At 47.8% G+C, this 14,519-nt stretch carries 9 protein-coding genes; 1 reads left to right on the plus strand and 8 read right to left on the minus strand.

The features are described 5' to 3' along the window. Positions 1–124 precede the first annotated feature (124 nt). The 8 genes from C161_RS05525 to C161_RS05560 all read right to left on the minus strand — a co-directional run bounded on the left by C161_RS05525 (position 125) and on the right by C161_RS05560 (position 13,253). Entirely contained in the window at positions 125–1,969 is a 1,845-nt protein-coding gene (locus tag C161_RS05525; RefSeq protein ID WP_051449597.1) for an RICIN domain-containing protein, read from the minus strand. Between the two features lie 248 nt (positions 1,970–2,217). Continuing rightward, on the minus strand, positions 2,218–3,570 hold the full coding sequence (locus tag C161_RS05530) for a glycoside hydrolase family 43 protein (RefSeq protein ID WP_036668613.1): 1,353 nt from the start codon (positions 3,568–3,570) through the stop codon (positions 2,218–2,220). A 442-nt stretch (positions 3,571–4,012) separates the two neighbouring features. Then, entirely contained in the window at positions 4,013–7,051 is a 3,039-nt protein-coding gene (locus tag C161_RS05535; protein ID WP_036668614.1) for a beta-galactosidase, read from the minus strand. Positions 7,052–7,357: 306 nt separating this feature from the next. Further along, positions 7,358–8,854 carry a glycoside hydrolase family 30 protein gene (locus C161_RS05540; RefSeq protein WP_084650045.1) on the minus strand — a complete coding sequence of 499 codons (1,497 nt, stop codon included), beginning with the start codon at positions 8,852–8,854 and terminating at the stop codon, positions 7,358–7,360. A gap of 90 nt (positions 8,855–8,944) precedes the next feature. Next, positions 8,945–9,790: a carbohydrate ABC transporter permease gene (locus C161_RS05545; protein ID WP_017687022.1), complete on the minus strand. Its 846-nt coding sequence runs from the start codon at positions 9,788–9,790 to the stop codon at positions 8,945–8,947. After that, positions 9,783–10,670: a carbohydrate ABC transporter permease gene (locus C161_RS05550; protein WP_036668619.1), complete on the minus strand. Its 888-nt coding sequence runs from the start codon at positions 10,668–10,670 to the stop codon at positions 9,783–9,785. Before C161_RS05550 ends, C161_RS05545 begins: the two co-directional genes overlap by 8 nt. Positions 10,671–10,771: 101 nt before the next feature. After that, positions 10,772–12,043 carry an ABC transporter substrate-binding protein gene (locus C161_RS05555; protein WP_036668615.1) on the minus strand — a complete coding sequence of 424 codons (1,272 nt, stop codon included), beginning with the start codon at positions 12,041–12,043 and terminating at the stop codon, positions 10,772–10,774. A 181-nt stretch (positions 12,044–12,224) separates the two neighbouring features. Beyond that, complete coding sequence (locus C161_RS05560) at positions 12,225–13,253, minus strand: LacI family DNA-binding transcriptional regulator (protein ID WP_036617286.1); 1,029 nt, start codon at positions 13,251–13,253, stop codon at positions 12,225–12,227. Between the two features lie 287 nt (positions 13,254–13,540). Between C161_RS05560 and C161_RS05565 the strand changes: the two genes are divergently transcribed. Continuing rightward, positions 13,541–13,903 carry an iron-sulfur cluster biosynthesis family protein gene (locus C161_RS05565; protein WP_017687018.1) on the plus strand — a complete coding sequence of 121 codons (363 nt, stop codon included), beginning with the start codon at positions 13,541–13,543 and terminating at the stop codon, positions 13,901–13,903. The last annotated feature ends 616 nt before the right edge of the window (positions 13,904–14,519 follow it).

The following is a 14,519-nucleotide window of genomic DNA, read 5'->3' on the forward strand; positions in this document are numbered from 1 at the left end:
GCTGGGTGGATGAATATATGTATGTCTAAAATAGTTACTTTTCTTGAGGGTGCAGTGTTGCTTAGAGCACTGCACCTCCAAGAAAAAAGGACACGTAATAACGTTTAATTCATGTGTACTCACACTAATTAACTTTGACTAAGCTCCATTGCTGATTGGCCCCGCCATTGTCGGCCCACTGAATCGTGGAGGCACCTGCGGTCAGAGAACCTTGATTGATGTCAACCGTCAGGCCACTGTTTCGATTCGCAAGTACCACATATCCTCCCACATCAATTGGCAGCCATTGCTGATTGTTGCCCCCGTTATCCTGCCACTGAATCAGAGCGGCTCCGCCTTGTGTAGAACCCGCATTCACATCCAGCAAAAGCCCACTGCCCACATTGCGGATGTTGTAATATCCGTTACCTGCGGACTCCAGCTTCCACTGCTGGTTGGCTGCTCCATTATCATTCCACTGAATGATTGTTGCCCCACCCGTAGAAGAAGCACCGTTAACATCGAGTGCAAGTCCACTGTTGCGGTTGATTAATTTGTAGATGGCCCCGGCTTCATATCCTGTACCGCCATTGTAAGTTGCACCGGAAATGACGTAGGTTGTGACCGAATTGGCCTTGGCTGTAGCCGTAAAGGTTTTGTTTTGCACCGAAATATTGGTCAGTTGCTGCAACTTCTCCGTTGAAGAGGTCCGATATACTTGAGCAGACGTGCCTGTGTTCGTAAAACGACTGAGATCATAGGTTACCGTTGTATCCGTCGATTCCGAATTGGTTGTTACCAGCACAACTTTGCCGGAGGCTGCATCATAGGCTGCAAGGGTATTGGCATCATTCATGCCGATAATCTTGTATCCAGGACGAATAAATTTGCTGTAATTGCCCATGACATAATATTTTTGGTTCACGGTGTAACTGGTCGTTTGTGTATTGTTCAACACGTTCTTGAAAAATCCCCATCCTTCTGCACTATCGACGGCTTGCCAATACACCCATCCACTTGCGCCCATATTGCGAATATCCTTGAGGATGGTCCGTGACATCGTAAGTCCGCTTGCATCTCCGTCTCCATATTCCGAGGTCCACAGATGTTTGCCCGCAGACGTCGCTGTGTTGCGCAAAGCAGTACGATTGCTTCCGCCATACGTATGGGTGTTGATCTGAGTGATCGCTGATTTAACCGCATTGCTGTAGCTGTTGAACGACACATCGGTATCATCGATACTGTATTCTTCCGGTGCGCTCAGCTTTGTGGACAGGCCCTTTGCATTCAACGAAGCTTGTACCTGACTCAGAATTGTGTTCTGATCCGCACGGTCAAAGTGCATGCCCTCCTGGTCATTGCCCTGCTTCCACCATGTCGAGATCGGTTCATTCAGCGGAGTTACACTATCAAATGTGATCCCCCAGTTATCCCGAAAATGCTTCACAACCTCAGTTAAGTAATCGGCAAAATCATCGTAGTAATCGGGCTTGAGGTTGTTACCACCATTGGCCGAACCGGACACATTACCACTGATCGTCATCCAGTAAGGTGCGGAATTCGCAAAAGCTTCGATGACATTCACGCCTTGAGCTTTGGCAGCTTGCAGCATATATCGTTGGTTTGCATCTGCATTCCAGTCATACACGCCGGGAGAAGGCTGGTAACCAGGAACGGCTTTGCGATATTCAAGGATATTGGATGATGGATTATCCCCGCCTCCAATGTTGTAACGCAGGATATTCAGACCCAGTCCGGTATTCGCGTTGAACATTTTCTCCACATACTCATCCCGATTGGAATATTCTCCAACCACTTTTCCCCACCACGCGAGGGATGTCCCCCATCCTTCCATCGTCTGATATTGCTTCGATGGATCGGCAACAGCCGTGTAGGCTCCCGCAGCAGATACCTCTGTCCCCACACCTAAACTGCCTGTTAGCAGACTTCCTGCCAAGAGCAGCGAGCTCATTCGTTTTAACCACTTCATCCGCTTCACTCCTTATGAATTTACACTTGCACTCCGATGTCAGAACAACTTTCCGATCGCTGTTATCCCCAGATTTTTAATTATTCTTAAAAAGGGGAAAATCCGGGGATAGTGTATGCTTCCGATGCAGCTTTCTTTCAGAAAGCTTTTAGGCGCACGCTTCGCTTCTTCAAGTTATTTCTGACCTCTCCGTTATCGTGTAAATGTATAGTTTAACTTGTTTGTATTTTCCGAAACACGAACACCAATCATTGCCCGATCTCTCGGAAGGTCGCGTCTGACTTATCGAGTGCGGTAACGACAGCTTCCAGTTTCAGCACATTATTATAATGTCTCAGATACAGGTTCGGGTTACTAAACGAGGCATACGATGTCCAACTAGCGTTAGCAAGTCCATTTACACGTTTGAACGTGGCGTCATTTCGGAACGTAGTGCTGCCGTCATTTTTCACGAGTGTGATGCTGCCATTATTATTGCGCAGGAAATAACCCGGATAATTCATGGACTCAAAAGAAATGCCTGTTGCATTCGACAGCCCGGGAACGATACGGAATTGTGCATCTTCCGCCGGACTGACACTCGCATCAATCCGTGCCTGATAGTTGTAGTGACGAATGAAACTGCCAGGCACATTGAATGACTCCAGCTTGCGGATATCCCCCGGTTGTCCGGACTCTTTCAATACGGTCATATGCCGGACGAGTCCGGTAAGACCTGCAATCTCTTGTTTGGCACCCCAAGTCTGGAAGTTGTCAGCAGAGTCGCTGTAATAATATTTTTGTGTTGCATAGCCGTCAAAGTAGATTCGCCATGAACCATTATCCAGCTGAACAAGCGCCGGACCTTCCACCCAAGAACCCCAACCTGCCCAATCCCCTGTACCTTTAAAGGTATAAGGACCCGTTAGCGAGGTTGCTGTCGCATATTCAATGTATTTGGTGGTCTCGTTCTTGGTAAAAGCATGATAGGTTGAGCCTGTCTTCACGATAAAAGTGTCGATATAATTGGGAGCAATGCCTGCCAGTTCAGTAGGTGCAGACCATGAGGTAGATGTTAGATTGCTACCTGAAGCTGTGAGTACATAAGGTTTGAAATTCTGATAGTTGCCTGGTGAGAGGGACACGATAATGTTCAGACTGCCGTTGCTGTCTTTGAACCATTCTGGTGCCCAGGTGTGTGCAATTGTGGTAGGTGTGGATAATGTAATGTTACGGACAAATGTCCAGTTTACCTTATCCGGGCTGGAGGCGATGCCAATGGTGTTACCTGACCAGTTCGTGGTGTAAACAACGTAATATAGACCATCTGTGTGCTTCATGATGCTGGGATCACGGATCAGATTGGCCGGAGGTGTATAGGCTGGCCCTTTTAGCAAACCATAGTGGGTTGCATTATACGATTCATAGATGTACATATTGGACTCACTTGTGTTCGTAAAAGCGGATATCGTATATACACTTGTCGCTGCTCTGGCTGTATTGGGGAATAACATCGTTAATAGAAGTAATGTTCCGAGCAGCAGAATCATTCCGGCCTTGAAACCTTTGGACTTTCCTACTCCTACTCCTATTCCTATTCCCTCTTCCTTCTTCGTCAACATTGGGTCATCTCCTTATCCATGAGTGATGAACAGAGGAATACCTTACTGTATTACCAATGACAAAGCGTACCTGGGACTGCCACTGATGAGCAACACCTCACGACTACCTGTTCAAATTCCAATTACATGAAGCATCACTCCCTTCACAGATCATGGATGAACACTCTTTACATATGTAAACGGTTACAACTAATTAAACTACAAGTGTTACCTTAGTTCCTTGTACCAACCTGATCACCACAGTTTCCCCATTCCCTTAGCCTAATTCACTCCGCAAAACTGAATCCGAAAGATTCACAAGCTAGGGTTATTTGACTAAGAAAATGAGGTAGTGTGACTGTGGTAAAAGGTGAAATGTTGCGTGCGACTCAAACTATCTCGATCCAGTTATTGTTCCCAACCATAGTTGGATCGGTAAGACAGCTAACGATCCATACATGAACTATTCCACCACAACCCACGGATAACGGGATAACGCATCCAACAGGAATCGTACACGTTCTGGCGTTCTGCCTTCTTCATCGAACAAAAGTAATTCATTCTCTTCCTGTAGCCAAGCTACTGGAATTTTGTAATCCTCTTGCGGACCAATCTGCCAATAACGCCCCAGATGATGCCCGTTCAGGTGAATCGTTCCTTTGCTCATCCCGGTCAGGCGAAGCATCAGGTTCACTTTATGATGCTCCGAAACCGCAGGCTCCGCGAAACGCCAGCGGTACCAGACCGGCTGACCATACGATCCTCGGACTGGAGTACGATTGGATACAGGGTGAGACTTCTCGCTCAATGTAGCACGATTAACCGATTCATTCGTGGTGTCAAGCACCGGATTGGCAGTACAATTGCCACCTGCGGCGATACCAGGCTGTCCTGCACGCTGGATTGACCCCTGTGCTCCAGGATGGATCGATTCCGGTTCTACCTCGTAGCTCTCCCATTGTTGCGGAAGCAATGCATCCGTCCCTTCCATACGCCAATCCTTCAGTTCTCCCTGACTCGGATATGTGATCAGTTCCAGTCGATTCAGCGAAGAGCGGCTATACGGCATTTCCAGTGTATTTGTCTCTCCGGTCTCGATATACAAGGATATGTCTAACGTCTGGAAGGCAAACCAATCCTGATATCCTTCCATCGGAACTTCGATACCATTGATACGAAGACCTTTGCTCAAGGCACCCACAAGAATCGCCCGATCCATGCCATCCAGCGTAAAACTTCTGCTCAGAAGTGGCGCCCCATGTATAGAGTTCACCTCATCGAGATGCACAAGTCCACTCTCCATAACCCAATCCCGACGAATATCCTGAACTTTGCCATCCAGATACACAGCACCAGCCAGACCTTTGCTCTCACCCAAATACGGAGAGAAGTTCAATCTGCCCATATGTTGTACCAGAATTTGAAGTGTATTTTTCCCTTGGTCCAACTGCAACTGCACACCTGCTGCCCCTACCTGACGCACTAATGCCTGCTGAACACCATTAACAATGATTCTGGCAGTATCCTGGATATCCGGCAAAATGAGGTTAGTGACCCCTTCGGTTGGACTCTCGAAATCACATTCGTACAATAAATAACCAAAATCTTGTCCATACCGGGAAAAGTCTTCCGGTTGTCCACTCGCCGAGCGTTGCTTCGCAGTTAACGTAATACGTGACATCTCAGGAGAATCAGACAATGTCGGCGCACTCGGTAATGTCCACGGAAGCTGCTGCTGTTTGCCTGCAATAGGCTTCTCGCTGGCACAGAACTCGTGACCTGTTAACGTCCGTTCTCCATTGGTCCAGTCACCAAGCAACGTAATTGTGCGATCTGGGTCAGTAATCATGCCCTTGACCTGACCCGATGGTAATACGTCTACGTCATCGAAGCCAATCGCATAACGAAGTCCCTTCTGATCTGTTGCTACCAATCGCCATGTTCGATTCATCGTCTCTTGATCCAGAATAACGAAACGGATCGGTATGCCGTTGGCTTCCAGTTGGATCATTCCCGGCTCTTGGAAATGGAACAGATCTAGGCGGTGTACGCTCCTTGCTGAATCATGTTCGACCAGCACTTGCACTGTACTGCCCGTGACGTTTAATACCTCGGCTTCCAGTTCAACAACAGAACGCTGCCCGGCAGCCGCCACGATGAACAGAGTCAATTCTCCATTTATCATTTCATTGCCCGTAATCATCGTACCCGCAGTCAGGTATACGTGTTCAGCAATCTGTACTCGATCCAGCAAAGGAACAATCTGTCCTGGATTCAGCGATACGGGAAGAGTACGGCCTTCCTCCAAAGTAATGTGCATCGTCTCGCGTTCATCCTTGTGACTCTCCAGGAACCAAATCTTCTGGTTGTCAGCCTGTCTGCCTCGTACAGATATGCCTTCAGGATGACGTACAACGATCTGTTCTTCTGGAATTTCCTCTGTTTCCATCAGAAGGGCCCCGAAAGCATGGACGAAATAGGACAAATTCTTGGTTACTGCATATTTCGGTGTCACCCGTCCATATTCGTTCAGGGGTGCATCATAGTCATAGGACGTAATCATGAAGATATCACTGCTACCCATCGTTCTGCCGCCATATCCACCAAAGTTCGTGCCACCATAGAACATGTAGTGACTGATTCCGGTATACCCGGCACGCAAAATCTCCATGATACGTCTCTCCAGCAAAGGCGCTGTCTTCTGAATAGCCGAAGGCCCTCCCCAATTCTCGAACCATCCGGTCCAGAATTCCGTGACCATCTTCGGGGTGTCCGGCTGTTTGACTCGAAGTTTCTCATAATGCCCGTCAGCACCTGACCAGAAATTAGCCCCTTCGATCGTGCCTTCCGCCCCGCCAACGCAAGTGATCAGTGTAGCGTCAATGCCACGTTGCAACAATCCATCTCTTAGCGTATTCATATGGTCACTTGCAGCAGCGTCATCCATCAGGTACCCGTATTCATTCTCCACCTGCACAAGAATGACCGTGCCCCCGGCGGATAACTGGCGCTCCCGAATAATCGGCACAAGCTGGTCAAAATACAAATTGACATAGTGCAGATACGTCTCATTGTTTTCCCGGAATTTTACGCCGTCCTTCGTACCAAGCCAGTATGGAAAGCCGCCAAAATCCCATTCTGCACAGATAAACGGACCCGGACGCGCGATGACCCACATGCCCAGTTCTGCGCACAAATCCAGAAATGCTCCGCAATCGTTGTCCCCTTCAAAGGACCACTGTCCTTCTTCCGGTTCATGCACATTCCACGCAAAGTAAGTGTCGATGCAGTTCATACCTGCCAGCTTCGCCTTCAGCAGAACCTCACGCCATTCCTCCTTCGGCATACGGAAATAATGGATCGTGGCACTGTTCAGAAATACACGCTCTCCGTTTAGGAAAAAGCTGCGTGCATCGTATGTTAATTCTGATAGAACACCATTCTCAGCCCTTGCGATGTTCTTCTCCTGTTCCTGCAGCAAAAGGGATGCTTTCTCTGTCAAAGTTATCCCCTCCTTCTCTTTATTTAGGTTCATATGTCCTGTAACTAATTTAAGGTGAATCATATCCGTTAAACTAAAAGCCATTTACACGGGTACTACGATTACAGAACAACTTTCCGATCGCTGTTATCCCCAGATTTTTTTGATTCCCTTTTCTCAAAGGGAAAATCCGGGGATAAAGGCGCACGCTCCGCTTCTTCAAGTTATTTCTGTCCTCTCCGTTTCTGTGTAAATGATTAGTTCAATTTATATTGTTCATATTCACACCAGCACTCAGATGTCAGAACAACCTTCCGAGTGCTGCTATCAGTTCCCCTGCAACGTCACGCCTTCCAGTACAACCGTTGTGATGGAATTGTCGGCGGTAGGCACTTCAAGTCCGTTGGCATACACCGGAATGTCTTCAAGCTGTTCCATGTTCCGTTCCGGTGAAGTTTGATACACCTGAGCGGTGGATGATTTTCCATACGTATACCCTTCCAGTTCAAACGCCGTTGTTCCCGCTGACAATTCATTACGAATTACCAGCACCAGTCTCTGATGTTCCGCGTCATAGGCAGCCAGCGTGCGTCCACCATCCGTTGGAATAATTGTCGCGCCGGGACGAATGAACTTCGTAAACTGAGCCATACCATAATACTGTTTGGTCATCTCGTACTGCTCTTCTCCGTTGAAATTGGCATGAATGAAGCCCCAATTGTTATTGGCGCCTTCATCTTCAACGGCCTGCCAGTATACCCAGGCGGATGGCTGCATGATTTTCAGATCAAACATGATCCGCTCCGCCAATTCTTGCACCGAGGTCATATCCTCATGACTGTGCGGCTCGCTGCCGCCGGTTCCGTACTCGGACATCCACAGCTTCTTGCCATGGCGTTCTGCCAGCGTGCGCAGCTCTTCCATTTTGCTACCATTATAGGAGTGGGTATTGATCTGCTCGATTACGTCCAGCGTGTCCTGATCATAGAGATTGAAATTAAACACCGTCTCATCAATGCTGTTATCGTCCGCGGCACTAATGACGGTTCCATCCAGTCCTTTGCTCTTCAACGATGCAGCAACTTTCTTGATAATCTCGGCCTGTTTCTCATTGGTAAAATGACTGCCTTCCTGCATATTGCCCTTCTTCCACCAGTCGGAGGAAGGTTCATTGAGCGGATTCAGTGTGCGGAAGGTGATCCCCCACTCGTCCCGATAATGCTTCACAACTTCGGTCAGATAATCTGCAAATGCATCATACTGGTCGTCACGCAGATTATTGCTGCCATCCACAGCTCCGGTAACGGATCCACTGATCGTCATCCAGTAAGGTGGTGAATTGGAGAATGCTTCGGCAATGTTCACGCCACGCTCCATCGAGCCTTGTAATACAGCCCGCTGACCTGCATCAGCATCCCAGTCCCACTCTCCAGGTTCAGGCTGGAAGCCAGGTACATCCCCGCCGGGACGAAGGGCTTTCATCTCCGGATTTTCCTCACCGCCAATATTGTAACGAACGATGTTCAGACCTAATCCTTTCTCCGGATCAAAGACCAGATCCATCACTTCACTAACCTTCGCCTGATCCTTCCATCCACCAAGATTATTGGCCCACCAAGCAAGTGACGTACCCCAACCTTCAAAATGATCATAGGATTGATCCAGCTTCAGACGTACTGGTTCCCCTTGGAACTCAAGTGTTTTGGATGATTCATTGGCAAAATGATTGATAACAATTCCTCCTCCTGCCAGCAGCGCAATCAGAGCGACACCCATGAGGATATAACTCCGTTTGCCTCTGCTGCGTTGTTCTTTATGCGCCATGGGCTATACAATCCTTTCTCCATGTACGTTGATTACTCCATTGACCTTGAACATCAGGTTCAATACATACAACCACTACAGACACCTCGGTTACTTGATTCCGCTGCTTCCGCCGCTAATGTTGGCTTCATAGACATAACGTTGTCCGAACAGATATACCAACACCATCGGAATGGTGAGGAACAGGGAAGCAATCATCACAAGGTTCCATGGTGGCATCTGACCACCACCTACCGTAGTCAACAGCTGCACCCCGAGTGCCAGCGGCATTTTCTCCGGATCATTGATATAGATGAGCGGCCCCATGAAGTTGCCCCAGTTATAGGAGAATGAGAAGATCGCAATGGCCGCAAGTATCGGATAAGTCAGTGGCATAATGATCTTCCAGTAGATTCCCGGATGTCCCATACCATCGATCATGGCCGCTTCATCCAGTGATTTGGGAATACTCATGACAAACTGCCGAATCAGGAATACGTTGAACGCTCCGGCGAAGAAGCTCGGTACGATCAGCGGGTAAAATGTATTAATCCAGTCCAGATGACGGAAGATGATGAACTGCGGTACCATCGTCACCTCACCCGGAATCATCATCGTACTGAGCAACACAATAAACAGGAAACGGCTGCCTTTTGCTTTGATTCGGGCAAAGCCGTAGGATACGATCGAAGCTGATAATACCGATCCGACAATCGTAAAGACGGTAATGATGACCGAGTTTTTGAGATATGTTCCAAGATTGTTATTCGTGAAGATGGTATAAAAATTCGACCATTGGAACTCCATTGGAACGAAGGTAAAAGCCGATTTGACGGTTGTTGCGTCACTTGCCAGTGCAATGGAGATCATGTACAGGAAAGGCGAAGCAAGCAGCACCCCGACCAGAATCAGAAAAATATAGGATATCGTCTTCTCCACAGTCGATGGATTACTCATTGGCTTTTCCCTCCTCGTAGTGCACCCATAGCGCCGATGAACGGAATACAACAAGTGTCAACGCCATGATGATGATGAATAGTACCCAGGCAATCGCCGATGCATATCCCATTTTGTAGAATTGGAACGCATTCTGGAACAAGTAGGGAACGACCATCTGACTTGAATTGTCAGGTCCCCCGGCAGTAACGATGAATACCTGCGCGAAGGTCTGGAGCGCTCCAATCATACCAGTCACGAGATTGAAGAAAATGACGGGAGTCAGCATTGGGAATGTAATATGGAAGAACGATTGTGTACTTTTCGCCCCATCGATGGCAGCGGCCTCGTACAGCTCCTGTGGAATGCCTTTCATCCCTGCAAGCAGCAATACCACGCCACCACCCACACCCCATAAGGACATGAGAATCAATGCAGGTTTAACCCAGTTGGGATCAAGCAGCCAGGCAGGACCCTGAATACCGAAGATCGCAAGTGCCTGGTTGATCAATCCTTCCGTCGGCGCAAGCAAGTGGATGAAGAGCAATGAACTCGCAACCACCGGAACAACGGAAGGCAGATAGAACAGAATACGGAAGAAGGTGATACCTTTGATTTTCTTGTTGAGGTAATATGCAATCCAGAGCGAGATCGACATGCCCAGCGGAATGGATATCAGCGCATAGAAGAATGTATTGCCGACGGATTTCCAGAAGATCGGATCATCGGTCAATAACGTTTTGTAATTGTCGATACCGATGAATTCAGGGGACTGGAACAGATCCCAATTCGTGAAACTCATATAGATGGAAAACAGGATCGGACCCAGAGTCAGCCCCAGAAACCCGATCAGCCAAGGCGAGATGAAGATGTAGAACCATTTCCCGTCCTTTTTTCTCACGTTAAGCCCTCCCATGACATAGAGAGCAGATGGAACCCGCATTCACGCCGATTCCACCTGTCCTGCTGTCGCTGCTATTTGTGCATGTTCAGAAAAATCCTCTATTTGTAGAGTCTTTCCAGTCCACTCTGAATTTCGGTTACGGTATCATCAAGCGTGGCTTTGTTGTTGAAGTAGACACCCAGCTTATCGTTAATGAGCTTCATCATTTCGTTCCATTGCGGGTTGAATGGTTCCGCATAGATCGTCGATTCACTGAACGCAGCCATGTTGATTTTTTTGCCACCGTATTCAGCATTCAGGAATTCATCACTGGACAGACCCGCTTTGGTTGCAGGAGCATCCTGACCGGCTTTGACCATTGGCATCTGTGCTTCCGGTGTGGTCAGTGCTTCGATGACTTTGAATGCTTCTTCCTTGTGTTTGGATGCGTTGGTAATCGTTAACCCGTTGAAGAATGCGTTGGTTTCGCCCCATACCGGAGAGATATCCCAATTAATGCCTTCCACCTTGGCAAGTGAACCGATGTTCCAGAACCCTGTCGTTTCCATGGCGATCTTGCCTTGCGCGAACAGCGGATCAGCTCCGATATTCCCCATGTCGGCAATCTCGGTTGGCGTTGGTCCCGCACCGTGTGTGAAGGTCAGGTCATTCATGAATTGTAATGCTTTCCGCACAGGCTCTGTATTGAAGGTTGGTTTGCCACTCTCATCGAATAGTGAGCCACCGTTCTGGTAGATCAGCTGCATCCATTGCGGCCACCAGCTACCCGGATAGTAACCCCATTGAGTCGTTTTTCCGTTCTCCTTCACCGTCAGCTTCTGAGCTGCTGCCATCAGATCATCCTGCGTCCAATCTTTGGTTGGATATTCCACCCCAGCCTTGTCGAACAGATCTTTGTTATAAAAGAGGACCATCGCGCCTGCCCGATCCGGCAAACCAAATTGTTTGCCATCATACTTCATCAGGTTGGCAATATCATCGGAATAACGCTCGGACATGTTCACATTGTTCGCCTGAATCATGTCATCCAGCGGTATAATCTGATTCTTGGAGGCGTAAGCCTGATAGTTCTCGGCAATCATCATGATGTCCGGTGCCGTTCCTCCGGCGATCATGGTCTGTACCTTCTGGTCATAATCTCCTGCAACCACGTTCAGCTTCACGTTAATATCGGGATACGTCTGCTTCACAATGTCGAGTCGTTCCTGATAAATTTTCTTCTCATCTTCTGAGCCCCAGATTGTCATGCTCAAATCAACCTTGCCACCGGACTCACCGGAAGAACCGTTTTTACTTCCGCTGCTACAGGCTGTCAGACCCATTACCATGACCAGCATCAATAACGAAATGACCTTTAAACTTCTTCTCATACGTTACGCCCCCTTGATATAATGAATGGATGACTACACTGAAACCCGTTTCATGAAATGGGTTTCATTAAGCTGAAACATAAAACCCGTTCCACTTTATGAAAGGGGTTTCATTCACGCACTCATTATATTTCACCCTTCGAGGAAATGTCAACGCTTTCTTTTCCAATTACAGGCCCCTTTATCTTGCAGCAGGTCCTGTACTTTGACGCACAATCAGCTCCGGTTGCAGAATGATCTGCTTCTTCGGTTTGCCTTGGTTAATCAACTCATGCAGCACATCCACAGCCTGTTTGCCAAGCTGATACGTGTTCTGGGATACGGTTGTCAGTTCCGGTATAACGGCACTGGCGAGCGGTGTATCATCAAAACCTACAATGGATATATCCTTCGGAATTGAGAGCCCATGCTCAATCGTCGATTTGATGGCGCCAATCGCTGTATTGTCATTGACACAGATAACTGCGGTAGGTGGATTGTCACGATCCAGCAGTTTGGACATCTCCCGTTTGCCGTCGTCGATGGAGAAGCTGCCGAGCAGTTGCCGTTCTTTGGGTATTTCGAGCCCATGTTCCCGAAGTTTCTTCTGCACAGCTCTGACCTTGACCATGGTGGTGGATAACTCTTTCAGGCCGCCAACAAAGGCGATATCGCGATGCCCCAGTTCAAGCAAATGCTCCGCTGCAAGGGCTGCCCCTGCACCTTCATCCGTGTACACCCGGTGGAACCCGCCTTTGGCAATATTGCCATTGACCAGCACGATTGGCATACGTTTGCCCATATCAATCAATTCCTGCGCCATGTCATCCGGACAGACCTGCATGTTAATACGCCCGCCGAGAAAAATAATCCCGTCTACCCGCTTCTCTCGTAGGATGGACAAATATTCAGATTCCCTGTTATAGTCGCCTGCGGTATTACACAGAAAGAAGGTATACCCCAATCCGCGAGCCTCATTCTCCGCGCCCCAGAACACTTCCGGGAAGAAGGGATTGGTAATGTCCGGCAGGATGATGGCAATAGTGCCCGTCTCTTTCTTGATCAGACTGCGCGCCTGCGCGTTGGGCTGAAACTGGTGTTTTTCAATGATGGACATAATCTTCTCTCGGGTGCTTGCACGCACAGGTGCCGTATCATTCAGTACCCGGGAGACCGTCGCTACAGATACATTTGCTTCTTTGGCGATGTCGTATATGGTGATCGGTGTCATAGCGGAACCTTCCTTTTTCTCTAATTTTCCCTATTTTCCCTGCTTATCATACCAGATAAGGAATGGCGATGAAATGGGTTTCATTGACGGGCGAATGATTTCACACTGAACCCATAGAAATTCCGGGTATAACATTCATACGTTAATTATTCTTTGCATTACGCATTAGCGTCAATATATACAGGACATGTTTGCTTTTCTTTATTTCACCTTCTAATCTGCGTTTATGGTCCATATATTAAATTGTAAGCGAATTCATTGGAGATTAGAGGAGTGTGAACAACGTCATGATCATTCAAGTCAGTCCGCTGGCAGAAGCAAGACTTACTGAAAAGCTGGGAGATCGACCAGGCTATTTCAAATTGTTTTATGATACCGATGGATGCGGTTGTGACGGAATTGCGGTACTTCTGATCTTAAACGAACCGGATAGCGATGATGTTACCGTAGAAGCGGGGTCGCTTCCCTTTGTAATCAACAAACAGCAGCAGATTTACTTTGAACCCTCTCTGCGTCTGCAATCCGAGCACAGTTTCCCTTCATTCCGACTGAGCAGCGATTCCATGATCTATGGCAGTAATGTCAAAGTCCATGATTTACGAGATACCGCAGACGTAGCCCCTCAGCCCACTGGATGGTTTGTACGATAAACGTTGAATTAGCACTATAATCAAAACCTCCCAAGCCCAGATGTCATGCGGGACGGGAGGTTTTTTATCAATTTTAAAGGCGAAGAAGCAAGACCAGAATTTTGTGACCGGCGTTAAGCAATACCGAATTGATAAGCGCTGGTTGTACCTTTCACTAGTAAAGACTTATATATCAACGTAATTGTCGTTTACCGGATCGGGGAACGAAACGTTAATGAGCTTTTATATCACAGACTTTTGCCAGAGCATTTGCCAAAAAAAGACGTGATTAAATTTGTCGTTCACAGCGACAAATTTAATCACGTTTATCAAGACATGCTATCAAAAGGATTGCGTCTAGATCCAGCTTGTCTCGTCGGGCTAACTGCCCGGCCAACGAGCACCTTCTCGCATCTTAAAACGAAAGTGCCCTCCCTAATTCAGTCATCTCTAGCATTCGCTCTTGTGGGGTTGTTATAGATCACTAGAGTTCTATAAGGATTGAATTTTCTTTCCCTATTTCCGTTTATGTTCCAGTATCCGGCAATCCGAACATCTCATGATGCGGGAACTATCGATCCAATCGGTGATTCGCAGGAAGCGAAAGAAGTCTTTCTATACGCCATCTGTCATCTAT

The sequence above is a fragment of the Paenibacillus sp. FSL R5-192 genome (assembly GCF_000517845.1).
In the GTDB taxonomy this organism is placed as follows: domain Bacteria; phylum Bacillota; class Bacilli; order Paenibacillales; family Paenibacillaceae; genus Paenibacillus; species Paenibacillus amylolyticus.